The sequence below is a fragment of the Thioalkalivibrio sp. ALMg13-2 genome (genome assembly GCF_000381185.1).
In the GTDB taxonomy this organism is placed as follows: domain Bacteria; phylum Pseudomonadota; class Gammaproteobacteria; order Ectothiorhodospirales; family Ectothiorhodospiraceae; genus Thioalkalivibrio; species Thioalkalivibrio versutus.
Map to the genome: position 1 here is coordinate 245,587 of NZ_KB906100.1, position 23,000 is coordinate 268,586.

A 23,000-nucleotide genomic window follows, 5' to 3' on the forward strand; every position below is an offset into this window, starting at 1 on the left:
CGGGTCGCGTCAGAGGATGTAGCGGGACAGGTCCTCGTCTTCCGCCAGGTCGCCGAGGCGTTCGTCGACGAAGGCGCGGTCCACGATCACCGGGCCTTCGACATCCGGGGCGCGGTAGGCGACGTCCTGCAGCAGGCGCTCCAGCACGGTATGCAGACGGCGGGCGCCGATATTCTCGGTGCGTGCGTTCACGTCAAAGGCGATTTCGGCCAGACGGCGCACGCCCTCTTCCTCGAAGCGCAGCTCCACACCCTCGGTCTTCATCAGCGCGGTGTACTGCTCGGTCAGCGAGGCGGTGGGCTCGGTCAGGATGCGCACGAAGGCATCGGCCGACAGGGCGTCCAGCTCCACACGGATGGGCAGCCGGCCCTGCAGCTCCGGCACCAGGTCGGACGGCTTGGACAGGTGGAAGGCGCCGGAGGCGATGAACAGGATGTGGTCGGTGCGCACCATGCCCAGCTTGGTGGAGACGGTGGTGCCCTCGATCAGCGGCAGCAGGTCGCGCTGCACGCCCTCGCGGGAGACCTCGCCACCGCCGGTCTTCTCGCTGCCCTTGGCGACCTTGTCGATCTCGTCGAGGAACACGATGCCGCTTTGTTCCACGCGCTCGATCGCCTTCAGCTTCAGCTCTTCTTCATTGACCAGGCGCGCGGCCTCTTCCTCGATCAGCAGCTTGCGGGCCTCGGCGATCTTCAGCCGCCGCGAGCGGGTCTTCTGCCCGCCGAGGTTCTGGAACATCGACTGCAGCTGGCTGGCCATCTCTTCCATGCCCGGGGGCGTCATGATCTCCACGCCCTGCGGGTTCTGCGAGACCTCGATGTCGATCTCGCGTTCGTCCATGTCCCCCTCGCGCAGGCGCTTGCGCAGCTTCTGGCGGGTCTCGCTGTTGCCGTGGTCCGGCTCGGACTCGGTGAAGCCGGCATTGCGTGGGCTTGGCAGCAGGGCATCCAGGATGCGCTCCTCGGCGGCGTCCTCGGCCTTCAGGCGGTTTTCCTTGATCGCCTCGTCGCGCAGCTGCTTCACCGCGGCCTCGGCAAGATCGCGGATGATCGACTCGACATCGCGCCCGACATAACCGACTTCGGTGAACTTGGTCGCCTCGATCTTGATGAACGGGGCGTGGGCCAGCTTCGCCAGACGCCGGGCGATCTCGGTCTTGCCCACACCGGTCGGGCCGATCATCAGGATGTTCTTGGGTGTGACCTCCGGTTGCAGCTCCGGCGGCAGCTGGCGGCGGCGCCAGCGGTTGCGCAGGGCAACGGCGACGGAGCGCTTGGCGTCGTCCTGGCCGATGATGTAGCGGTCCAGTTCCTGGACGATCTCGCGGGGGGTCATGTCGGTCATGGCAAATGGGCCTTGGTCGAATCGCTTGGCGCCGGGTCGCGTTACTCCGCGTCCAGGCTCTCCAGGGTGATGTTGTGATTGGTGTACACGCAGATATCGGCAGCGATGTTCAGGGACTTCTCCACGATATCGCGGGCTGGCAGATCCGTGTTCTGCAGCAGGGCCTGGGCGGAGGCCTGGGCGTAGGGGCCGCCGGACCCGATTGCGATCAGTGCATGCTCGGGCTCGATCACGTCGCCATTGCCGGAGATCACGAAGGAGTTCTCGCGGTCGGAGACCGCCAGCAATGCCTCCAGCTTGCGCAGGGCGCGGTCGGTACGCCAGTCCTTGGCCAGCTCGACGGCGGCGCGGGTAATGTTGCCGGAGTGTTTCTCCAGCATCCCTTCGAAGCGTTCGAACAGGGTGAAGGCATCGGCGGTGCCGCCGGCAAAACCGGCGAGGATGCGATCATGGTAGACGCGGCGCACCTTGCGCGCGTTGCCCTTCATCACGGTGTTGCCAAGGGAAACCTGGCCGTCGCCCCCGAGGGTGACGGCGCCGCCCTTGCGGACGCATACGATGGTGGTGCCGCGAAACTGTTCCACGGATCTCTCCTGTTACGGCTGAGTGTCATGGGGCACGGTGTTGGGTTGCGATGGCCCGGGATCGTTCACCTGGTGGGTGCGATCGTCGCCGAATCAGTCTCTCCGGCGGGCCCGCGGATGGGCGGCATCATACACCTGTGCCAGGTGCTGATAGTCGAGATGGGTATAGATCTGGGTGGTTTCAAGGTTGGCGTGGCCGAGAAGTTCCTGGATCGCCCGCAGATCGCCACTCGACTCCAGCAGGTGACTGGCGAAGGCATGGCGCAGACGGTGCGGGTGCAGGCGCACATCCAGCCCGGCGCGACGGCCGGCCTCGGCGACCCGGCGTTGCACCGCGCGGTTGCCCAGGCGCTGGCCTCGTCGGCTGACGAACACGGCGCGCTCGTCCGCTGTGGCCCAGTCGCCCCGGCGTTTCAGCCAGGTGTGCAGCGCATCGCGCGCCACACGCCCCACCGGGACGCTGCGCTCGCGCCGGCCCTTGCCGAGCACGCGCACCAGCCCGGAATCCAGGTCAAGGTCGGTCAGATCCAGTCCGGTCAGTTCCGACAGGCGCAGCCCGGACGAATACAGCAGCTCCAGCATCGCCTGGTCGCGTGCCGCCAGATTCGGCTCGATGCCCTCCGCCGGGGTCAGCGCCCGCTGGGTCTGATCGACATCGAGATCGCGCGGCAGGGGGCGCCCGGCACGCGGGCCGCGCATGCCGGCGGCCGGATTGGCCGGCATGCGCCGCTGTTCGACCTGATAGGCGAAGAAGCCGCGCACGGCGGACAGGAAGCGCTGGATCGAGCGGGGGTGGCGGCCCTGGCGGGCCAGCTGTCCGGCGATGCGCCGCATGTCGGCTGCCTTGAGGGCATCCCAGGGGCCGTTATGCAGCCCGCGCAGGCGGGCCAAGTCGCGCCGATAGGCCTGTACGGTATGCGGCGAATGACCGCGAACATCGCTCAAATGGGCCAGAAAGGCCGCGATATCCGCATCCTGCTCGGGTGCGTCAGGCAGCGGCGTGGGCCCGCTCGACATGGCAGCGGATCGATTCGGCCAGCAGGTCGCCGATGTGGGTGACGAAGTAGGTGCCCATGTCGGGCTCGAAGCGGTCCGCGGATTCGCTGGCCAGGCCAAGTACCCCGATATGGTCGGATTCATTGCCCAACGGCATCAGGATGGCCGAGCCGATCTCCTCGGCGTCATCGAACAGCACGTCCAGCATCTCGGCCGGGACGCGACCGCATTGGGCCTTGCCGCGGCTGAACAGCGGGTCGAAGGTGGCCAGCTCGCTGGTGGTTAGCGCATGCAGGTCGTCGACCTCGCGGTGGGCCAGGCGGATGCTGACGCGTTCCGCGCCCAGCTCGTTGCGCAGGGCGTCCTGGGTCAGCGCCAGCACGGCGTCCAGGTTCTCGGCGCGCATCAGGGTCTTGGCCAGTTCGTGCAGGTGCTGGCCCATGCGCTCGTTGTCGCGGGCACGCTCGACCAGCTCGCCCATGTGCTGTTCCATGGCGCGGTGCTTCTCGCGCAGCAGGGCGACCTGGCGTTCCAGCAGGGACACCGCGCCACCGGTCGGGTGCGGCAGGCGCAGGATGTCCAGCAGCGGCAGGTGGTCCTGGAAGAAGTCGGGATGCTCGCGCAGGTAGGCCTCGACGTCCGCCGCGCTGATCGTGCGGTCTTCCGGGGCCCGGGTCTTGGGGGTCTTGGTTTTTGCCGCAGAGGCGTTGGAGGATTGCTGCCCAGTCATAGATCGATCCAGCCGTTGAATACCGTGGTGGCCGGCCCGGTCAGCCAAACCGGAGCCTCGGCCTGTCCGGTCCAGCTTAGCACAAGGGTCCCGCCCGGCAGGGTCGCTTCGAGGTTGTCGTCGACCAGTCCGCGGCGTCGCAATACGGCCATCGCGGCGGCCGCGCCGCTGCCACAGGCGAGTGTCTCGCCGACCCCGCGTTCGAACACCCGCAGGTCGACATGTCCGCGGTCGCGCAGTGCGGCGAACCCGACATTGACGCGGCGCGGGAAGCTTGCGTGGCGTTCGATGATCGGGCCGATCTCGTGGACCGGTGCGCTGGCCACGTCGTCGACCAGGATCACCGCATGCGGGTTGCCCATGGAGACCGCGCCCAGGGTGATCGAGTGGCCCTGCACATCCAGCGTGTAGGCATCGGCCTCGGCCTCGGCGAGCAGCGGGATGCGCGCCGGTGCGAACTCCGGCCGCCCCATGTCCACGCGCACCTGCTCGTCGTCCTCGACATGCAGCACGATGCGCCCGCCGAGGGTCTCGACCGGGATCTCGCGGGCCTCGGTCAGGCCCTGCTCGCGGACGAAGCGGGCGAAGCAGCGCGCGCCGTTGCCGCACTGCTCCACCTCGGAGCCATCGGCATTGAAGATGCGGTAGCGGAACAGCGCCTGCGCCGGATCGCCCGGGGGCTCCACCAGCAGGATCTGATCGCAGCCGATGCCGAAGTGGCGATCGGCCAGGTGACGCAGCGTTGGCTCGTCGAGCCGCACGTTCTGACGTATGCCGTCGATGACCACGAAGTCATTGCCCAGGCCGTGCATCTTGGTGAAGTCCAGGCGCATCAGGCGGTCTCCGGCAGGTGGCCGACAATGGTCATGTGGCGATCCGAGGTGATGGTCACCGTGAAGCCCTCGATCCCGGCCGCTGCCAGCTGTTCGCGTACCTCGTCGGGCGTGAAGGCGGCATGCAGGGAGTGCTCGAAGTCGTGGCGCAGCACTGGCGGCGCGTCGGCGGCGTACTCCGCGACCAGGGCCCGGACCGTCTCGGTCGTATCCGGCCGTCGCAGGTCCATGATGAACACCGCCGCGCCGGGCGCGCCGTCACGCGCAATGGTTTGCCACAGAGCGGCCGGGTCATGCAGGTGATGCAGCAGGGAGTTGCTGATGATCGTGGCATATGGCGCGCGCGGTCCGCGCGCCTCTGGCAGGCAGCCTTCGGCCAGATGCACACGGTCCGCGGCTGGGTGCCCGGCCATCAGCGCGTCGCCGGCCGCCAGCATCGCCGGGGCGCCGTCGAGGCCGTCGACCTCGCAGTCGGGGTAGCGCGTGGCGAAGCGCAGCGAGACATCGCCCGGGCCGCAGCCCAGGTCCAGCACCGGCCCGGTCACGGGCCCGGGAAAGGCCTCGGCGAAGGCGTCGACGAAACCCTCGTGCGGGGCGGCGAAGTCGGCCTCGGCATAGGCACGGGCCTGCTCCGGCTCCAGCATCAACTCCGGCTCCGGGCGCCGCGGGATCACGGCTCGATGCTCCCTGACGGGTCCTGGTCCTCCGGATCCCGGGGCAGCATGCTTTCGCGCATCATCAGGTGATCGACCTGCTCGCGGCGGTTGATGATCTGGAAGTGGTCGCCGTCGACCATTACCTCCGGCGGGCGCGGGCGCGAGTTGTAGTTGCCGGACATCACGTAGCCGTAGGCGCCGGCCGAGCGCACCGCGAGCAGGTCGCCGGCGGCCAGCGCAAGCTCGCGTTCGCGGCCGAGGAAGTCGCCGGTCTCGCAGACCGGGCCGACGATGTCGTAGGTGCGGGTCTCGGTGTCGCTGCGCGGTACCACCGGGACGATTTCCTGCCAGGCGCCGTACAGGGCCGGGCGCAGCAGGTCGTTCATCGCGCCGTCGACGATCGCGAAGTCATGGGCCTCGGTGTGTTTCAGGTATTCCACCCGGGTCAGGAACACGCCGGCATTCGCGGCGATCGCGCGCCCCGGTTCCAGCAGGACCTTCAGCGGACGATCGCCCAGAACCTCGCGCAGGGCGCTGGCCCAGGCATCCGGTTCCGGCGGGGTCTCGTCGCGGTAGCGCACGCCCAGCCCGCCGCCGACATCGATATGTTCCAGCTCGACGCCGTCCGCGGCCAGTTGGTCGACCAGTGCCAGTACGCGCTTGAGCGCGTCGGTGAACGGGTCGATGCGGGTCAGCTGCGAGCCGATGTGGAAGTCGACGCCGGTTGCTTCCAGGTGCTGGCTGTCGCGCACCCGGGCATACAGCGCCGGTGCCTCCTCGATGGCGACGCCGAACTTGTTCTCGCGCAGCCCGGTAGCGATATAGGGATGGGTCTCGGCGTCGACGTCCGGGTTTACCCGGATCGACACCGGGGCCTGGACACCCATCTCCATGGCGACGGCCTCCAGCCGGTCCAGCTCCGGGGCGGATTCGACATTGAAACAGTGGATGCCGACCTCCAGCGCCCGGCGCATCTCGGCGGCGGTCTTGCCGACCCCGGAGAATACGACCTTCGCGGGATCGCCCCCGGCGCGCAGCACGCGCTCCAGTTCGCCGCCGGAGACGATGTCGAAACCGGCGCCCATGCGCGCCAGCACATTCAGCACGCCCAGCGCGGAGTTCGCCTTCACGGCGAAGCAGACCTGGTGCGGGGTGCCGATCAGGGCCTCGCTGAACGCGCGGAAGTGGCGCTCCAGCGTGGCGCGGGAATACACGTACGCGGGGGTGCCGACCAGCTCGGCAAGGCGGTCCAGCGCTACGCCTTCGCAGAACAGGGTGCCGCGGTGGTAATCGAAGTAGTCCATTCAGCGCCGCTCCTCGGTTTCGTCGTCATCGGGCAGATAGAGATCGCCCTTCTGACCGCAGGCGGAGAGCATCTGCATCGTGCCGAGCACGACGATCACGGCAATCAGGAGCCACTGTGCCTTGCAGGAGAACATGGGTCGGATCCGGGGTTCGTTGCATCAAGAGGCGATAGTGTGCCATTGATACGCCCCTGGCTTCAGGTGCTAGCGGTAGATGCTGCGGTATCTGCCCGCCGAAATTTGCCCGATCGTGAACGGCGATGATTCGTTCATCAATGATTCAGCCAGGTTTGGGACGATGCATCTGCGAGACCAGCAAAAGACCACTGAAGCTGGTCAGGGGGCGGAACCCGAACCGCAGGGAATAGAGACCTGCAGCTCGCCGTCCAAAGCAACAGGCGTCGCCGCGGTTCGCCGCCAAGACGTCCCGGATAATCCGGATCTGACCCACAAGATGAGAGGAGATCATCCATGATTAGCACCAAGCGCCGTGTCTTCCTGAAAGGCACTCTCGCCGCCGGTACTGTCGGTGTCGCCGTCGGGGCCGGTCTGCTCGCCCCGAGCAAGCTGCTCGCCGCCTGGCCGTCCGAGGCCTTTGGCGCCGAAGGCCTCGAAGCCGCCTTTGAAGCCGTTACCGGTTCCAGCGACATTGCCGATGGCGACGTCACCCTGAGCGCCCCGGAAATCGCCGAGAACGGCGCCGTGGTTCCGGTGTCGGTCGAATCCAGCCTGGACAACGTGACCGAAATGGCCGTGTTCGTCGAGCTGAACAACCAGCCGCTGACCGCCCACTATGTCCTGGCCGATGGCGCACACGCCAACATCTCGGGCCGTATCCGCATGGGCGAGTCCTCCAACGTGATCGCCGCCGTGAAGTCCGGCGACACCTGGTACAAGACGGTTCAAGAAGTGAAGGTCACGGTCGGTGGCTGCGGCGGCTAACGCCGACCCCCAACCGCTGATCCGAACACTACTGGAGGTTTAAGATATGTCTATCCGAGTTCGCGCCCAAGAAAGCAACGGCGTTATCAACATCCGTGCGCTGATGAGCCACGACATGCTCGTCCCCGACGACGACGGTGGCCCGCACTTCATCGAAACCGTGGAAATTGCGCGCAATGGCGACACCGCCATTACCGCCAACTGGAACTACACGGTTTCCCGCAACCCGTTCCTGCAGTGCGAGATCGACGGCGCCGCCGGTGACACCGTGACCGTCTCCTGGACGGACAACAAGGGTGAATCCGACTCGACCGACGTCGAAGTGCGGTAACAAAGAGGGTTCCACTCTCTTTGAAGAAGCCGGGGCTGGTCCCCGGCTTTTTTGTGTCCGGTCATCGGGTGTCTGTGGTCAGCGTCTCTCTGGCGTGGACTACACTCCAGAAAGGTCCATGCCGAGCGCACCGCCATGTCCCCGGATATCCCCGCGCCCCGTGAAGCCGATCCGGCCCTGCGCCCGGCGCTGCTCCTCGAGCCCCACCAGCCCCTGTGGCAACGCCTGCCCCGGCGCGACGCCGAAGGCCGCCGGCTGGCGGACTTCATGATGCTGATCCCCGGGCTGCGCCAGCGTCCGCGCTCCGAACTCCATGCCCGGGCGCGCGCCATCGAGCGCGTGCTGAACGGCTATGGGGACGATATCGCGTTCGTGGAGCTGAACCTGAAGCTGAACACCCTGTGGGTCTCGTTGACCGCGCGGCCCGGGCTTTGCACTGAAGTGCCGGGGGCGATCCAGGCGGTGGTGCCCGAGGCGTTACTGGTGGGGCCGAAGCTGACCTCCGGCATGTAGTCGTCGAAGGGGTGAGGCCGCTGTCCGCCCCGACGCTGTTCTACCGTGAATAGGCCCGTGTTTCCCTGTGTCATACCGGGCGACGGCCAGCCTTGCTACACTGACCTTTTACCGTGCCCGAACCGGAACATGACTGAACGTACTGCATCTGTCCGCCGCGACACCCTGGAGACCCGGATTGCCGTCGAGCTGAACCTCGACGGCACCGGCCAAAGCCATCTCGAGACCGGCATCCCGTTCCTCGACCACATGCTGGACCAGGTGGCCCGTCACGGCCTGGTGGATCTCGACGTGCGCGCCGAGGGCGATCTGCATATCGATGCCCATCACACGGTGGAGGACGTCGGGATCACCCTGGGGCAGGCGCTGGCCAAGGCCCTGGGGGACAAGAAGGGTATCCGCCGCTATGGCCATGCCTATGTCCCGCTGGACGAGGCCCTTTCACGGGTGGTCATCGACTTCTCCGGGCGTCCGGGGCTGGAGATGCACGCGGATTTCCGCCGTTCGCACATCGGCGAATTCGATGTGGACTTGTTCCACGAGTTCTTCCAGGGCCTGGTCAACCACAGCTGGATGACCCTGCACATCGACTGCCTGCGTGGCGACAACGCGCATCATGTCGCCGAGACCATCTTCAAGGCCTTCGGGCGCGCCCTGCGTGTGGCGGCGGAGTTCGATCCGCGCTCCGCGGGGATCACGCCGTCCACCAAGGGCAGTCTGTAACGGACCAACGGACGAGACCCGGCCATGGAAACTGTTGCCGTCATCGATTACGGCATGGGGAATCTGCACTCGGTCGTGCGTGCACTGGAGCACGAGGCCGCGGGCGACCAGCGCGTACTGCTGACCGACGACCCCGAGACGTTGCGCGAGGCCGACCGGTTGGTGTTTCCCGGCCAGGGCGCGGCCGGGGATGCCATGCAGGCGCTGTCGAATCGCGGGCTCGACCGGCTGCTGCCGGAGCTGGCGGCCGACCGCCCGTTCCTGGGCCTGTGCCTGGGCCAGCAGATCCTGATGGACGCCAGCGAGGAGAGCGGCGGCGTCGACCTGCTGGGCATCCTGCCGGGCCGGGTCGCGCGCTTTCCCGCGATGCAGGGCCCGGATGGCCGGCGCCTGAAGATCCCGCACATGGGCTGGAACCGCGTGCTGCCGGCGCAGGAGCATCCCCTGTGGCACGGCCTGCCGGAGACCCCGTGGTTTTATTTCGTCCATAGTTACCGGGTGCAGCCCGAGCGCGAGGCCGATGTCGCCGGGCGCACCGATTATGGCGAGACCTTTGCCTCGGGACTGGCGCGGGGCTCGTTGTTCACCATGCAGTGCCATCCGGAGAAGAGCGCCGCCTGCGGGCTGCGTCTGCTGCATAACTTTCTGCGCTGGGACGGTGATGGTCCCGGGGCGTCGTGAGGAGTCGAAGATGCTGGTCATTCCCGCAATCGATCTGAAGGAAGGCAAGTGCGTTCGCCTGCGCCAGGGGAACATGGACGATTCCACCGTGTTCGGCGAGGACCCGGTGGAGATGGCGAAGCGCTGGGTCGATGCCGGGGCCGAGCGGTTGCATATCGTTGATCTCGACGGCGCCTTTGCCGGTCAGCCGCGCAATGCCAAGGCGGTGCACGCGATTGCCAAGGCCTTCCCCGACCTGCCGATCCAGATCGGCGGCGGCGTGCGCGACGAGGACACGGTTCAGGCCTATCTGGATGCCGGGGTCGAATACGTGATCATCGGTACCCGCGCGGTCAGCGCGCCGCACTTCGTGAACGACCTGTGTCTGGAATTCCCCGGCCGTATCATCGTCGGGCTGGATGCCAAGGACGGCAAGCTGGCGGTGGATGGCTGGTCCAAGCTGTCGCACCACGACGTGATCGACCTGGCCCAGCACTTCGAGGCGGACGGCGTGGTGGCCTTCGTCTACACCGACATCGCCCGCGACGGGATGATGAAGGGCCCCAACGTGGAGGCTACCGCGCGCCTGGCGAGCAACGTGCGCGTGCCGGTGATCGCCTCCGGCGGCATCAGCTCGCTGGACGACCTGCGCAACCTCGCCGCCCGCGAGGACGAGGGCATTACCGGCGCCATCGTCGGCCGGGCCTTGTACGACGGCGCCTTCACCCTGGAGGAGGCCCGCAAGGCCCTCGCGACCTGAGATGCTCGCCAAGCGCATCATTCCCTGTCTGGATGTCGACGCCGGCCGCGTGGTCAAGGGTGTCAACTTCGTCGGCATCCGCGATGCCGGGGACCCGGTGGAGATCGCCCGGCGCTACAACACCCAGGGTGCGGACGAGATCACCTTCCTCGACATCACCGCCTCCAGCGACGACCGCGAGACCATCGTGCACGTGGTCGAGGCCGTCGCGCGCGAGGTGTTCATCCCGTTGACTGTGGGTGGTGGCGTGCGCGCGGTCGAAGACATCCGCCGCCTGCTGAACGCCGGGGCCGACAAGGTTTCCATCAACACCGCCGCGGTGCACCGGCCCGAGCTGGTGCGCGAGGCCGCCGACTGGGTCGGCAGCCAGTGCATCGTGGTCGCGATCGACGCCAAGCAGGTCAGCACGGGGAATGAACCACCGCGCTGGGAGGTCTTTACCCACGGAGGCCGCCGCGAGACCGGGCTGGACGTGGTCGAGTGGGCGCAGCGCATGGAGTCCCTGGGGGCCGGCGAGATCCTGCTGACGAGCATGGATCGTGACGGCACCCGTATCGGCTTCGACCTGCCCCTCACCCGCGCGGTCAGCGATGCGGTCGGCGTGCCGGTGATTGCTTCGGGCGGGGTCGGTGAGCTGCAGCACCTGGTGGAGGGTGTGACCGAGGGCCATGCCGATGCCGTGCTGGCCGCCAGTATCTTTCACTTTGGTCAGCACACGGTGGGCGAGGCCAAGGACGCGATGGCGGCGGCCGGTGTCCCGGTGCGGCCGAACGATGCCGAGGTGGCCGCGCAATGACCGATTCGACTCCCCGTCCGGGTGGTGCCGAGGTGCTTTCCGCGCTCGCCGAGGTGATCGAGCAGCGCCGCCAGGCCGACCCGGAGCAGTCCTACGTGGCGAAGCTTCACGCCCGGGGCCTGGACGAGATGCTCAAGAAACTGGGTGAGGAATCGGCGGAGACGCTGATTGCCGCCAAGAACGACGATACCGACGCCCTGGTGTCGGAAATGGCCGACCTGTGGTTTCATGCCCTGGTGGTGCTCGCGGCCTGCGGACGGCACCCGGACGATGTCCTCGATGAACTGGGCCGGCGTTTCGGTCTGTCGGGCGTCGCCGAGAAGGCCGCGCGCGAAATCAGTGGTCGCCGGTCCGACCATTCGTAGTCTGTACATTGGTCGGTGTTTCCCCGGGGGCCGCATTGAGTCGCCGGCTGTAAAGCGTTCGTTCATGTGGCGCGGCTACACTGCAATCACTGCGCCCTGTCCGCGAAGAAACAGCGACTCCAGCACACCGCCCACAGTGGCCGGTGTGCCCCAGAGTTGATTATGGGCCTGGCGCCGTTCAGGCTAACCCCAAAGTTGTATGACTGGAGAACAGAGTCCATGGGTATTGGTGGTATCAGCATTTGGCAGCTCCTCATCGTCCTGCTCATCGTCGTGCTGCTGTTCGGCACGAAGAAGCTGCGCAACATGGGTGGGGATATCGGCTCGGCGATGAAAAACTTCCGCCAGGCGGTCAAGGATCCCGACGCCGAGAAGAAGGAAGGCGAAGAAGGCGAAGAGCCGCGCGAGGTCGAGAACCAGACCGACAGCGAAGGCCGGGTGGTCGACGCCGAGGTGAAGAAGAGCAGCGAAAAGGATTCCGACGCCTCGCAATCGGACAAGAAGTCCTGAGCCGCGCGCCCTGCGCGGCGGCCAGGCTCGAGCGATAGCCCATGTTCGACATCGGCTTCTGGGAAATCATCATCATCGTGCTGGTGGCGCTTCTGGTCGTGGGGCCGGAGCGTCTGCCCGGGCTTGCGCGCGAAATCGGGCGCTGGGTCGGCAAGACCCGGCGTTTCGTCCATAGCGTTCGATCGGACTTCGAGCAGGAGCTGCAGACCGACGAACTGCGCAACATGCTGAAGAGCCAGGATCGCGAGATCCGCCAGCTCAAGAACATGATGGACGAGACCGAGACCAGTCTGCGCGAGGATATCGAGGATACCGAGCGGGACCTGCGCGAAGATATCGAGGGCAAGCCGAAGACCCGCAAGGATCTCTCCGGCAAGGAGCAAAAGGCCCTGGCCGAGAACAAGGCCAAGCCCGCGGTGCGGGACAAGCCATCCATGCGCAGCCCGGATGCGTCGGCGCGTGCTTCGGACACGGGTGCGCCGGAGGCAGCCGACGACGCGGATGCGCCCGAGGTTCGGCGTGTGCCCACCCAGGGCGATCTGGATGGCAACTTGATGACCGACGACCCGGCGCTGGCCGCCGAGCAAAAGGCGCGCGCCTCCGATGGCCCGCGTCCGGAGCGGACGAAACCGGCGGTGCGCGAACGGCGTACCCCGGACCCTGCCGAGTCACGGGGGGGCGAGGCCTCTGATCCCGAAGCGGATACCACCCACAACGACCAGACCCCTGACAAGCACTCATGAGCAAGACCAAACCGGGGGTCGAGCCGAGTCCGGAAGCGACCGAGACCCTGCTCACGCACCTGATCGAGCTGCGCGACCGCATCCTCAGGATGTTCATTGCCATCCTGGTGATGTTCCTGATCCTGTTCCCGTTCGCCAACCCGATCTACACCTGGCTGGCCGGCCCGCTGATGCAGCACCTGCCGGAAGGCACCAGCATGATCGCGATCGACGTGGCCGCGCCGTTCCTGATCCCGTTCAAGCTGACCCTGCTGCTGGCGGTGGTGCTCAGCATCCCCTACCTGCTGTATCAGGTCTGGTCCTTCGTGGCGCCTGGGCTTTACTCGCACGAAAAGAGCATGGCGCTGCCGCTGGTGGCGTCGTCCACCGCGCTGTTCTATCTGGGGATGGCGTTCGCCTACTTCGTGGTCTTCCCGCTGATTTTCGCGTTCTTCACGGCCACGGCGCCCGAGGGCGTGGCCGTGATGACCGATATCTCGCGCTATCTGTCGTTCGTCATCATGCTGTTCATCGCCTTCGGCATTGCCTTCGAGGTGCCGGTGGCAACGATCCTGCTGGTCTCCATGGGGGCCACGACCCCGGCCAAGCTGTCGCAGAAGCGCCCCTATGTGATCGTCGGCGTGTTTCTGGTCGGCATGGTGCTGACCCCGCCGGACATCATCTCGCAGACCCTGCTGGCGCTACCGATGTGGCTGTTGTTCGAGATTGGCCTGATCCTGTCGCGCATCATGGAGCGCAAGAAGGCGCAACGCCGCGCGACTGCGGGCGGTGACGATGCGGCCGACGCCGATGATGGTCCGGACGACGATGGACCGGGTGGCGGCGGTGGTACGCCGCGCGGTGGCCCGGGTGGTTCGGGCAAGGCGTCCGGCACCACGCGGGCCGCTTCGTCCACGGCGGCCGCATCCGCCGCTGGGGGCGCCAGCGCCGCCGCGCGCACCGGGTACACGCCGTTGACCGACGACGAGATGGACGCCGAGCTCGACCGCATCGAGGAAGAGCAGGCCGAACTGCGTCGCCAGCGCGGGTCCGCGAGCACACTCGCCACGGACGCCCCCGCCGATCCGGCGCCCGAGGCGGACGAAAGCCAGAGTGGCGAGCGCCCGGCTGACGACGGCCAGCCCGACGCGGCCGCATCGCAGGAGGATGGCAATACGGGGCGCGATCGCTGAGTCACCGCGCCGGCGGCCGTATTTGTGCAGGCCTGCGCCCCCGCCAAGCATCGGAAGTTGCTAAAATACCCGGGTAACCCATTGACCCAGGTAATGATCCCGCGATGGCACACCCGCGTCCCACCCCCCGCCGCCCTGTCCTGCTGATCATCATGGACGGGGTGGGCGTGAACCCGTCCAAGCTGAACAATGCCTACGCCGAGGCCGATACGCCGCGCCTCGACGAGTACCTCTCCACTCATACCCACACGACACTGGACGCCTGTGGTCGCGCCGTCGGGCTGCCGGATGGGCAGATGGGCAACTCCGAGGTCGGGCATCTGACCCTGGGTGCGGGCACCGTGATCAACCAGGACCTGGTGCGTATCGACGACTCGATCACCGATGGCAGCTTCTACGAGAACGACGCCCTGGTCAGTGCTGCGCGCGCCGCGGCCGCGAAGGACCAGCCGTTGCATCTGATCGGTCTGGTGTCCGATGGTGGTGTGCACTCGCATATCCGCCACCTGCGCGCCCTGGTGGAGATCTGCCAGCGCGAGGGCGCGCGCCCGATGGTGCACATGATCACCGACGGCCGCGATACCGCACCCCGTTCCGCGCTCCACTACCTCGATCCGCTGGAGGAAGAGCTGGCGAACGCTGGCGGCGCCATCGCCACCGTGTGCGGGCGTTACTACGCGATGGACCGTGACAAGCGCTGGAAGCGCACGGAAAAGGCCTTCCGCGCGATGGCCTACGCCGAGGGGGAGGCCGCCGGTTCCGCGCGCGAGGCGATCGAGGCGGCCTATGCGGCGGGCGAGGACGACGAGTTCATCAACCCGCGCATCATCAACGGTGGCGAGCCGCTGGGGCAGGATGCGGTCTGCGTGCTGTTCAATTTCCGTAATGACCGTCCGCGTCAGCTGACCGCGGCCCTGGGCATGGACGACTTCGACGGCTTCGACCGCGGTGACTTTCACCCGGTCTCCGAGACCTGCCTGACCGAGTACGACCCGCGCTTCCTGTCGCCGATCGCGTTCCCGCCGGAACGCCCGTCGACGACTCTGGGCAGCACCATCGCCTCCGCCGGCATCCCGCAGTTCCACTGTGCGGAGACCGAGAAGTACGCCCACGTGACCTTCTTTTTCAACGGCGGCAAGGAAGAGCCCTACGCCGGCGAACAGCGCGTGATGGTCCCCTCGCCGTCGGTGGATACCTACGACGAGCAGCCGGAGATGAGCGCGGTCGAGGTCGCCGACCAGACCATCCAGGCGATGGAGAGCGGGCGCTACGGGTTCGTCCTGGTCAACTTCGCCAATGGCGACATGGTGGGTCATACGGCCAAGCGCGAGGCCCTGATCGAGGCCGTCCAGGTCCTGGATCGTGAGGTCGGGCGGGTGCTGGATGCGGCGAAGAAGCTCGAATATTCGGCGATCGTCACCGCGGACCATGGCAACTGCGACGAATACGTGGATCCGGTGACCGGGGCCCCGCACACCCAGCACACCATCTATCCGGTGATGTGCATGATTACCGACTCGCAGCGCTGGCGTCTGCGCACCGGCGGCGGCCTGGCCGATGTGGCCCCGACCGTGCTGGAGCTGATGGGCGTGCCCAAGCCCTCTGCAATGGGCGGGCGCAGCCTCCTGTTCGAGGAAGTGCCGGCCTCGGCCTGAGGGAGCGCGCCATGCACACACGCTACAGCGACACACCGGCCTACGACACGAAGGACGGCTCCGAGATTCGCGAGCTGATGCACCCTGACGTGCACGGCAATGCGGCCCAGAGCCTGGCCGAGGCGGTGGTCGAGCCGGGTGCCGTCACGCGCCTGCATCGCCATGCCCGCACCGAGGAGATCTATCACGTGACCCGCGGGCAGGGCGAGATGCGTCTGGGTGAGGAGACCTTCCCGGTGGCTGTGGGTGACACCGTCTGTATCCATCCCGGCACGCCGCACAACATCCTCAATACTGGCACCGAGCCGCTGCACATCCTCTGCAGCTGCTCCCCGGCCTACTCGCACGACGATACCGAACTGCTGTAGCGCCGATCGGCGCACATGCCGCCACCCTGCGTAAACCCCTGCCCCGGTCCGCGTCTCCTAAACGCCGTACTCGGCGCGGTACGCGCGCAGGGCCTCCAGGTGTTCGGGCGCGCGGCCCGTATCCTCCAGCATGGTCACGAGATCGGTCAGCCGCGCGACGCGGATGACCTGCAGGCCCAGGTCGGCTTCGACCTCCTGGATCGCCGAGCGCTCGCCGCGGCCGCGCTCCTCGCGGTCCAGGGCGATCGCCACGCCCACTGGCGTCGCCCCGGCTGCGCGGATCAGGTCCACCGATTCGCGGATGGCGGTGCCGGCGGTGATCACGTCGTCCACGATCAGCACCCGGCCCTGCAGCGGCGCACCGACGATGTTCCCGCCCTCGCCGTGGTCCTTCGCCTCCTTGCGGTTGAAGGCCCAGGGGCGGTCCATGCCGTGGTCGCGGAACAGCGCTTCGGTGACCGCCGCCGCCAGCGGGATGCCCTTGTAGGCGGGGCCGAACACCAGGTCGAATTCGATGCCGGAGTCCACGATCGCACGGGCGTAGAACTCGCCCAGGCGGGCCAGGTCGGAGCCGCGGTTGAACAGGCCCGCGTTGAAGAAGTACGGACTGGTTCGCCCGGACTTCAGCGTGAACTCGCCAAAGCGCAGGACGTCGCGTTGCAGGGCGTATTCCAGGAAGGCGTGGGCGGTCATCGGGGTGCTCCGGTCGTAAAACGCCGTATTCTGACACAGGGACACGCGGATTCCGCAGCCAGGCCCTTTCCTGCGCGTGCGCGCGCCGGTATCGTTCCTCGCCATGCGCATACTCTCGATGAACGCCAACGGCATCCGTGCCGCCGCCCGCAAGGGTTTCTTCGACTGGCTCCCGGGGACCGAGGCCGACGTGGTCTGCATCCAGGAGACCAAGGCCCAGATCCACCAGATCCAGGGCGAGCCCTTCCATCCGCCCGGGTACCACAGTGTCTATGTCGATGCGGTGAAGCCCGGCTACAGCGGTGTGGCCCTGTACAGCCGCCGCCAGCCGGACGAGGTCGTGACCCGCATCGGCTTCGAGGAGGCCGACAACGAGGGCCGCTATGCCGAGATGCGCTTCGGCAACCTGTCGGTGGTCTCGCTGTACCTGCCCTCGGGTTCGTCCGGCGACCATCGCCAGGATTCCAAGTGGCGTTTCCTGGAGTTCTTCCGGCCCTGGCTGACCGAGCGCATGCAGGACGGGCGCGAATGGGTCATCTGCGGCGACTGGAACATCGCCCACCGCGAGATTGACCTGACCAATTACAAGTCGAACCGCAAGAATTCGGGTTTCCTGCCGGAAGAACGGGCCTGGCTGGACCACCTGTTCGACGAGATCGGCATGGTGGATGTGTTCCGCCGACTGGACGAACGCCCGGAGCAGTACACCTGGTGGTCCAACCGCGGCCAGGCCTGGGCCAAGAACGTGGGCTGGCGCATCGACTATCAGATCGCCACGCCGGGCATCGCGGCCACCGCGCATGACCCGTACATCCATACCGACGATCGCTTCTCCGACCACGCGCCGTTCTGGATCGACTATGACTACCAGCCCTGATCGGGGCATGTTCCTCGCATTCGGTAACGTCGGCGCATGACCGGAGTCGCTGAAGCGCAGCGTCCCCCGAGCCGCGACTGGCGCGCGGCCCTGGCGGTCTACCGCCACCCACGGGTCATCGGGATGCTGTTCCTCGGCTTCGCCGCGGGGCTGCCGTTGCTGCTGACCGGCGGCACCTTCACCGCCTGGCTGCGCGATCTCGGGGTGGAGCTGGCCTCCATCGGCTTCCTGTCCTGGGTCGGCATGGCCTACAGCATCAAGGTGTTCTGGGCGCCGGTGGTCGACCGCCTGGCCCTGCCGCTCCTGACCCGGATATTCGGGCGCCGCCGTGCGTGGATGCTGTTCGCCCAGGCCGTGATCATCCTCGGGCTGGTCGGCATCGCCTTGACCGACCCGGTCGAACAGCTCTGGCTGGTTGCGGTCCTGGCCGTGCTCACCGCCTTTGGCGCCGCCACCCAGGACATCGCCATCGACGCCTATCGCATCGAGGCCGTCAGCCAGGAGCGCCAGGGCGCCATGGCGGCGGCCTACGTGTTCGGTTATCGCGTCGCACTGCTGACCGCGGGGGCCGGGGCGCTGCACATCGCCGCCGTCGGTAGCTGGAGCCTGTCCTATGCCGCCATGGCCGCGCTGATGCTGGTAGGTGTCGTCTGCACGTTGATCGTGCGCGAGCCCGAGGTCGCGAAACGCGATGCCGCCACGGCCCGGCTCGAGGATCGCGTGGTCCATTACCTCAACAACACCTCGGATACCGGCTGGTGGCGGGACCTCAAGGCCTGGGTCATCGGCGCGGTGGTCTGCCCCTTTGTCGAGTTCTGGCAGCGTTTCGGCCGCATCGCCCTCGTTGTTATCGCGTTTATCGCGGTCTTTCGCATCAGCGACATCTTCATGGGGGTGATGGCCAACCCGTTCTATCTGGACATCGGATTCACCAAGGAAGAGATCGCCAATATTGCGGCCGCCTTCGGCCTGGCCATGACCCTGACCGGTGCGGCCCTGGGCGGATTGCTGGTGGTGCGCTTCGGCATCATGCGCATGCTGATCGCGACCGCGATCCTGGCGCCGCTGACCAACCTCACCTTCTCCTGGCTGGCGACGCTCGGGCCCGAGACCTATGGGCTGGTGTTCGCGATCATGGCCGACAATCTATCGGGTGGCATGGCGATTTCGGTGTTCATCGCCTATCTCTCCAGTCTGACCAACAGCGCCTACACCGCCACCCAGTACGCCCTGTTCAGCTCCATCATGACCCTGCCGGGGCAATTCCTCGCCGGCTTCACCGGCGTGCTGGCCGAACACATCGGCTGGGTCTGGTTCTTCGCCAGCTCCGCCCTGATCGGCATCCCCACCATCCTGCTCGCCTTCGCCCTGATGCGCTGGGCCAACCCCGACCAAATGCCCCAGCCCGGCCGGCCGGATATCCCGGAGGCCCCCGCGCGCGACTAGCAAGCCTGTCGGGTATGGGCGAGCATTGCGAACATAGAAGGAGACTCAGGGTTGTTGCGGTCTGTTGAGGCGTGCGGCAGGTGGCATGTAACGAGAAGAGCGGAACAGGGGACCGCCTTTCGGCATACGCAGCGTACCCGTTTCGAACTCGCCAGGTTCCTGGCCCGTTGGTATGTCCGCAGCGTTCACATGAGCACACGAAAGCCCGCACCGAAAGGTGCGGGCTGATGGGTGTTTCCGGGTTGGAGTAATCAGAAGCTGTAGTGCATACCCACCATGAAGACGTTGTTGCTGCCGTCACCGGGGCCAAAGCCGGCTGGATCACTACCGGTGTCGCGGGCCTTCAAGGCAGGCACGGCGCCGGTGGACTCTTCTTCGTAGTAGTACTCGGCGAACAGGGACAGCCCGTCCATCCAGTTGAAGGCGTAGCCTAGGTGGAAGACGTCTTCACCGTAGTTATCCACGTTGGCGTAGGTACCATGGAAAATATGCTGACCCATGGTGTAGGACGCGTAGATGTTGGCAGCGATATCGCCGTCGTCACCAAAGGCGCCGGCATCCTGGTCACTTTCGATGTACTCCACCTTCGCGCCCATGGACCACGGACCCATGCTGTGCATCGCTGAAACACCCCAGATCCTGGTGTTTGCTACGCCGTTGGCATCGTCGACCCCGATCGACAGCGTGGTGTCACCAAAGCTGTACGAACCGGTCAGCTGGTAGCGATCGTCTTGAGACCCTGATGCGTCTGCATATCCTGCATTCGCACTGTAGGAGGCAGCGAAGGAGAAGCCGTTAAAGTCCGGCGAGTAGTACATCAGGCTGTTGCTCTCGCGGAACGTGGTGTAGGTCGCGAAGCCACTCTGGTAGGAGTAGAACATATCCACCGGGAAGGCGATGGCGTTGTAGTACGGGAGCCAGTCGCGGCCGTATGCAACGGTACCGAAGGCCCCACTGAGCCCGACCTTGCCGATTCGGATATCTTCGTTTTCGCCGTTGAAGGGGTCCTGGATCTTGCCGTTAGCCAGATCGATCGGCACCTCCAGCTGCGCAAAGGCGTTGAGGTCCGAGTTGATCTCGTAGTTGGCGTTAAAGCCTAGGCGCGAATAGGCGTCACGGAAGCCGTCGTAGCTGTCGACGCCTTCCGGGTCGGCGGCTTCATACTGCAGGCGTAGAGAGCCGTAGAAATCAAACTCCACGCCGCCTGCGCCTTCTTGCTGCGCGAAAGCGGCATGCGGGCCCAGGAACAGGGCCAGGGCAACGGCACCGGAAAGGGGTGCCAGGGTCCAGCTCATCGTCTTCTTCATTGCGATCCTCTCTGGTCGGGCGGTTCGGGTGTCGCCAGAGGCCATCCTGGGCGGACACGGAATGTGCGTCTTTGCGTCTTGATCGTAGCCGGCAACGTTTATAAGCAGTTTCTAATGCGTTGTAAACAAGATACGCGAGCTCGGCGCATTGTGGTGTGACCACCACACCCGCCCCGTGTTCCTCCTTGTGGCGCCGAGGGTTCGGGGGCCTTCGGTCGCGCGTCTCGCACCCGGCGGGGAGGCGGGTTTCTCGCCGGGGCAGGTACCCCAACTCACTTGTTTAGAGCCCGTGGCGCGATTTCGCCAGTTCGACCTCGAGTTGCAATAAAACTATTTTTGTACAAAAATAAATAGACGAATGATTTATTGCGAGAAGTTTTCATGACCTCCACCCAAGCCGTGCACCAGGCACCCCAGGATGAATCCGGTACCCCTGCCGGTGCGCCGGCCGAGCCGGATGTCGCGCGGTCGGTGATCCGCCAGCTGCGTGTGATCATCCGCGCCCTGCAGGGGCATTCGCGGTCGGTGGAGCGCGCCTGCGGCATCAGCGCCTCGCAGCTGTGGGCGTTGTGGGAGTTGCAGCGCACGCCGGGACTGAACGTCAGCGACCTGTCGCGCCGGCTATCGGTGCATGCCTCCACCACGTCCAATCTTCTGGACAAGCTGGAACACCGGGGTCTGATCGAGCGCCGGCGCCCGGAAAAGGACCAGCGCATCGTCCGGCTCTACGTCACCGATGCGGGGCTGGAACTGCTGGAGAGGGCGCCGGCCGCCCCGCAGGGCGAACTGAACCGCGCTCTGCAGTCGTTGCCGAAGGGACGTCTCGTGGAGCTGGACCAGGGCCTGGACCTGCTGGTCGAGGCGATGAACACCACCGAGCCCAAGGCCGGCCTGCAGCCGTTCGACGGCAAGTCCTGAAACGTCCGACGCGGAGGCCCTGATGCGATTGTTTCGCGTGCTGCTGCCGTTTCTTCTTTGCCTTCCACTGGCGGCGGGCGCGCAGCCCACGTTTGATGCGCCACCCGAGCGCTCAACGGATGGCGGCTTCACCCTGGCGTGGGCGGCAGATGGGCCCGTGGTACTGGAGCAGGCCTCGGGTCCCGACCACGCGGATGCGCGCATCCTCTATCAGGGCGGCGATACCAGCACGGTCATCAGCGGCCTGCCCGATGGTGACTACCGGTTTCGCCTGCGAGCCGCGGATGCCGATCCGGACACCTGGACCGATCAAGCCATGGTGTCGGTGGAACATCACAGCCTGGCCCGAGCTTTCGGTTTTTTTGCCGTGGGCGCGGTCGTCTTTCTGGTCCTGATCGGGGCCATCCTGCGCGGGCGTCCGCGCAGCTGATTCACTTGGTCCAGCCCTGCCGATCCGTGTCGAGCTAACGTTCTCGCGTGATCCGGGGTGGGCCCGCTTTCGGAGGTATCCATGACGGATCTCAAGATCAACATGCAGCGCCTGCAGCAGGACATCAATGATCTCGCGCAGATCGGCCGCGATGCCGACCGGGGCCTGCATCGTCGCGCATTCAGCGACGGCGACCGCGCCGGGCGCGAGTGGTTTCGTGGGCGCCTCGAGGCCGCCGGCCTGGATGTCTGGCAGGACGGTGCCGCCAACCTGCACGGGCGCCTCGACTACGACGGCAAGCGCCCGGTAGTGGCCATGGGTTCGCACCTGGATACGGTGCCCGGTGGGGGTCCGCTGGACGGGGCGCTGGGCGTGCTGATCGGGCTGGAGGTGCTGCGCACCGCCCAGGAGAACGCGGTCGACCTCGCGTACCCGCTCGAGGTGATCGACTTCACCGACGAGGAGGGCCGCTTCGGCGGCATGTTCGGCTCGCAGGCGATGGCCGGCAAGCTGACCCCGGAGAGCATCAGCCATGCGCGGGATCTCGAAGGCGTGACCCTGGTCGAGGCCATGGCCAACTGGGGGCTGAACGCCGACGACGCGCTGGCCGCGCGGCGCGATCCGCACAGCCTGCATGCCTTCATCGAGACCCACATCGAGCAGGGCCCGGTGCTGGACCGGCGCGGCCTCAGTGTCGGGGTGGTCGAGGCGATCACCGGCTTGTTCAAGTGGGAGGTGCGCCTGAAGGGCCAGCCCAACCACGCCGGCACCACGCCGATGGACATGCGTATCGATCCCTTCCAGGGGCTGGCGGAGTTCGGCGGCGAGATCAATCGCCTGATCGAGGAACACGGCAGTCCGAACTCGCGCGCCACCATCGGCCGCGTGGAGCTGGCACCGGGGGCGGCGAATACCGTGCCGGGCATGGCGACCTTCTCCTTCGAGGTGCGCGACACCGACGAGAAGGTCCTGACCGCGCTGGCCCATGCGGCCCGGCGCACCCTGTCCAGTCTGGCGCGCCGACGCGACCTGATGTTCGAGTTCGACGTCCTCTCCGAGATCGATCCGGTGCGCTGTGACCCCGGCGTCGTGCAGACCATCGAGGCGCAGGCCGAACGCATGGGGCTGGAGTACATCACCATGCCCAGCGGTGCAGCCCACGATACCCAGAGCATGAGCCGCATCACCCGCACCGGCATGATCTTCGTGCCGAGCCTGCAGGGGCGTAGCCATTCCGCCGCGGAATGGACAAACTGGGAAGACATCGAGACCGGCGCCAATCTGACCCTGCAAAGTGCCCTGGCGTTGGCCGCTCGGCAATAAATCGCGACGAGAGGAAGCGCC

29 protein-coding genes are annotated in these 23,000 nt (G+C 66.5%); 19 read left to right on the forward strand and 10 right to left on the reverse strand.

All coding sequences use genetic code 11. The features are described 5' to 3' along the window. Window positions 1-9: 9 nt before the first annotated feature. The 8 genes from hslU to F618_RS15235 all read right to left on the reverse strand — a co-directional run bounded on the left by hslU (window position 10) and on the right by F618_RS15235 (window position 6,582). A complete protein-coding gene (hslU, locus tag F618_RS0101165) occupies window positions 10-1,344 on the reverse strand; it encodes an ATP-dependent protease ATPase subunit HslU (protein ID WP_018144939.1) in 1,335 nt (444 codons plus the stop codon). A gap of 41 nt (window positions 1,345-1,385) precedes the next feature. Then, on the reverse strand, window positions 1,386-1,928 hold the full coding sequence (gene hslV / locus F618_RS0101170) for an ATP-dependent protease subunit HslV (protein ID WP_018168781.1): 543 nt from the start codon (window positions 1,926-1,928) through the stop codon (window positions 1,386-1,388). Window positions 1,929-2,021: 93 nt separating this feature from the next. Continuing rightward, window positions 2,022-2,945: a tyrosine recombinase XerC gene (xerC, locus tag F618_RS0101175; protein ID WP_018938639.1), complete on the reverse strand. Its 924-nt coding sequence runs from the start codon at window positions 2,943-2,945 to the stop codon at window positions 2,022-2,024. Beyond that, on the reverse strand, window positions 2,917-3,654 hold the full coding sequence (locus F618_RS0101180; protein WP_018144936.1) for a DUF484 family protein: 738 nt from the start codon (window positions 3,652-3,654) through the stop codon (window positions 2,917-2,919). Before F618_RS0101180 ends, xerC begins: the two co-directional genes overlap by 29 nt. Then, window positions 3,651-4,487, reverse strand: a complete 837-nt coding sequence (dapF, locus tag F618_RS0101185; RefSeq protein ID WP_019567549.1) for a diaminopimelate epimerase — start codon at window positions 4,485-4,487, stop codon at window positions 3,651-3,653. Before dapF ends, F618_RS0101180 begins: the two co-directional genes overlap by 4 nt. Beyond that, on the reverse strand, window positions 4,487-5,161 hold the full coding sequence (locus tag F618_RS0101190) for a trans-aconitate 2-methyltransferase (protein WP_018168778.1): 675 nt from the start codon (window positions 5,159-5,161) through the stop codon (window positions 4,487-4,489). The genes dapF and F618_RS0101190 overlap by 1 nt, the downstream gene beginning before the upstream one ends. Continuing rightward, window positions 5,158-6,447 carry a diaminopimelate decarboxylase gene (gene lysA, locus F618_RS0101195; RefSeq protein WP_019567550.1) on the reverse strand — a complete coding sequence of 430 codons (1,290 nt, stop codon included), beginning with the start codon at window positions 6,445-6,447 and terminating at the stop codon, window positions 5,158-5,160. Before lysA ends, F618_RS0101190 begins: the two co-directional genes overlap by 4 nt. Continuing rightward, complete coding sequence (locus F618_RS15235; protein ID WP_018144932.1) at window positions 6,448-6,582, reverse strand: lipoprotein; 135 nt, start codon at window positions 6,580-6,582, stop codon at window positions 6,448-6,450. Between the two features lie 79 nt (window positions 6,583-6,661). Here F618_RS15235 and F618_RS16130 point away from each other — a divergent pair, with 79 nt between their 5' ends. The 14 genes from F618_RS16130 to F618_RS0101265 all read left to right on the forward strand — a co-directional run bounded on the left by F618_RS16130 (window position 6,662) and on the right by F618_RS0101265 (window position 15,985). Continuing rightward, the gene (locus F618_RS16130) at window positions 6,662-6,922 is read left to right on the forward strand and encodes a hypothetical protein (protein WP_196800397.1); all 261 of its coding nucleotides are present in this window, start codon (window positions 6,662-6,664) and stop codon (window positions 6,920-6,922) included. Continuing rightward, entirely contained in the window at window positions 6,919-7,389 is a 471-nt protein-coding gene (gene soxY, locus F618_RS0101205; protein WP_018938643.1) for a thiosulfate oxidation carrier protein SoxY, read from the forward strand. The genes F618_RS16130 and soxY overlap by 4 nt, the downstream gene beginning before the upstream one ends. A gap of 46 nt (window positions 7,390-7,435) precedes the next feature. Beyond that, complete coding sequence (gene soxZ, locus F618_RS14685) at window positions 7,436-7,720, forward strand: thiosulfate oxidation carrier complex protein SoxZ (RefSeq protein WP_018168776.1); 285 nt, start codon at window positions 7,436-7,438, stop codon at window positions 7,718-7,720. Window positions 7,721-7,855: 135 nt separating this feature from the next. Beyond that, window positions 7,856-8,233 carry a hypothetical protein gene (locus F618_RS0101215; protein WP_018938644.1) on the forward strand — a complete coding sequence of 126 codons (378 nt, stop codon included), beginning with the start codon at window positions 7,856-7,858 and terminating at the stop codon, window positions 8,231-8,233. A 129-nt stretch (window positions 8,234-8,362) separates the two neighbouring features. Beyond that, window positions 8,363-8,956: an imidazoleglycerol-phosphate dehydratase HisB gene (gene hisB / locus F618_RS0101220; RefSeq protein WP_018144928.1), complete on the forward strand. Its 594-nt coding sequence runs from the start codon at window positions 8,363-8,365 to the stop codon at window positions 8,954-8,956. 24 nt (window positions 8,957-8,980) lie between these two features. Beyond that, entirely contained in the window at window positions 8,981-9,637 is a 657-nt protein-coding gene (hisH, locus tag F618_RS0101225; protein ID WP_019567551.1) for an imidazole glycerol phosphate synthase subunit HisH, read from the forward strand. Between the two features lie 10 nt (window positions 9,638-9,647). Next, a complete protein-coding gene (gene hisA, locus F618_RS0101230) occupies window positions 9,648-10,376 on the forward strand; it encodes a 1-(5-phosphoribosyl)-5-[(5-phosphoribosylamino)methylideneamino]imidazole-4-carboxamide isomerase (RefSeq protein WP_018144926.1) in 729 nt (242 codons plus the stop codon). 1 nt (window position 10,377) lies between these two features. Next, complete coding sequence (gene hisF, locus F618_RS0101235; RefSeq protein ID WP_018144925.1) at window positions 10,378-11,172, forward strand: imidazole glycerol phosphate synthase subunit HisF; 795 nt, start codon at window positions 10,378-10,380, stop codon at window positions 11,170-11,172. Then, the gene (locus F618_RS0101240) at window positions 11,169-11,537 is read left to right on the forward strand and encodes a phosphoribosyl-ATP diphosphatase (RefSeq protein ID WP_018938646.1); all 369 of its coding nucleotides are present in this window, start codon (window positions 11,169-11,171) and stop codon (window positions 11,535-11,537) included. The genes hisF and F618_RS0101240 overlap by 4 nt, the downstream gene beginning before the upstream one ends. Window positions 11,538-11,756: 219 nt before the next feature. Further along, the gene (gene tatA / locus F618_RS0101245; RefSeq protein WP_018938647.1) at window positions 11,757-12,047 is read left to right on the forward strand and encodes a twin-arginine translocase TatA/TatE family subunit; all 291 of its coding nucleotides are present in this window, start codon (window positions 11,757-11,759) and stop codon (window positions 12,045-12,047) included. Window positions 12,048-12,088: 41 nt separating this feature from the next. Beyond that, entirely contained in the window at window positions 12,089-12,790 is a 702-nt protein-coding gene (gene tatB / locus F618_RS0101250) for a Sec-independent protein translocase protein TatB (RefSeq protein WP_018175909.1), read from the forward strand. Beyond that, window positions 12,787-13,962 carry a twin-arginine translocase subunit TatC gene (tatC, locus tag F618_RS0101255; RefSeq protein WP_019563046.1) on the forward strand — a complete coding sequence of 392 codons (1,176 nt, stop codon included), beginning with the start codon at window positions 12,787-12,789 and terminating at the stop codon, window positions 13,960-13,962. Before tatB ends, tatC begins: the two co-directional genes overlap by 4 nt. 104 nt (window positions 13,963-14,066) lie before the next feature. Beyond that, window positions 14,067-15,617, forward strand: a complete 1,551-nt coding sequence (gpmI, locus tag F618_RS0101260) for a 2,3-bisphosphoglycerate-independent phosphoglycerate mutase (RefSeq protein WP_018649593.1) — start codon at window positions 14,067-14,069, stop codon at window positions 15,615-15,617. Window positions 15,618-15,628: 11 nt separating this feature from the next. Further along, window positions 15,629-15,985 carry a cupin domain-containing protein gene (locus tag F618_RS0101265; protein WP_018168770.1) on the forward strand — a complete coding sequence of 119 codons (357 nt, stop codon included), beginning with the start codon at window positions 15,629-15,631 and terminating at the stop codon, window positions 15,983-15,985. Between the two features lie 57 nt (window positions 15,986-16,042). On the opposite strand, the gene pyrE is transcribed toward F618_RS0101265, so the two are convergent. Next, on the reverse strand, window positions 16,043-16,678 hold the full coding sequence (pyrE, locus tag F618_RS0101270; RefSeq protein ID WP_018144918.1) for an orotate phosphoribosyltransferase: 636 nt from the start codon (window positions 16,676-16,678) through the stop codon (window positions 16,043-16,045). A 103-nt stretch (window positions 16,679-16,781) separates the two neighbouring features. Here pyrE and F618_RS0101275 point away from each other — a divergent pair, with 103 nt between their 5' ends. Next, on the forward strand, window positions 16,782-17,555 hold the full coding sequence (locus F618_RS0101275) for an exodeoxyribonuclease III (protein ID WP_255346780.1): 774 nt from the start codon (window positions 16,782-16,784) through the stop codon (window positions 17,553-17,555). Window positions 17,556-17,591: 36 nt separating this feature from the next. Next, entirely contained in the window at window positions 17,592-19,001 is a 1,410-nt protein-coding gene (locus tag F618_RS0101280; protein ID WP_019567553.1) for an AmpG family muropeptide MFS transporter, read from the forward strand. Between the two features lie 251 nt (window positions 19,002-19,252). Here the strand turns inward: F618_RS0101280 and F618_RS0101285 are convergent, their stop codons facing one another. Beyond that, on the reverse strand, window positions 19,253-20,308 hold the full coding sequence (locus F618_RS0101285; RefSeq protein WP_018939204.1) for a porin: 1,056 nt from the start codon (window positions 20,306-20,308) through the stop codon (window positions 19,253-19,255). Between the two features lie 381 nt (window positions 20,309-20,689). Between F618_RS0101285 and F618_RS0101290 the strand changes: the two genes are divergently transcribed. The 3 genes from F618_RS0101290 (at window position 20,690) to F618_RS0101300 (ending at window position 22,979) form a co-directional block, all read left to right on the forward strand. Further along, complete coding sequence (locus F618_RS0101290) at window positions 20,690-21,226, forward strand: MarR family winged helix-turn-helix transcriptional regulator (protein WP_018168765.1); 537 nt, start codon at window positions 20,690-20,692, stop codon at window positions 21,224-21,226. Window positions 21,227-21,248: 22 nt separating this feature from the next. Then, complete coding sequence (locus tag F618_RS0101295) at window positions 21,249-21,656, forward strand: hypothetical protein (protein ID WP_019567554.1); 408 nt, start codon at window positions 21,249-21,251, stop codon at window positions 21,654-21,656. Window positions 21,657-21,737: 81 nt separating this feature from the next. Next, a complete protein-coding gene (locus F618_RS0101300) occupies window positions 21,738-22,979 on the forward strand; it encodes a Zn-dependent hydrolase (protein WP_019567555.1) in 1,242 nt (413 codons plus the stop codon). The last annotated feature ends 21 nt before the right edge of the window (window positions 22,980-23,000 follow it).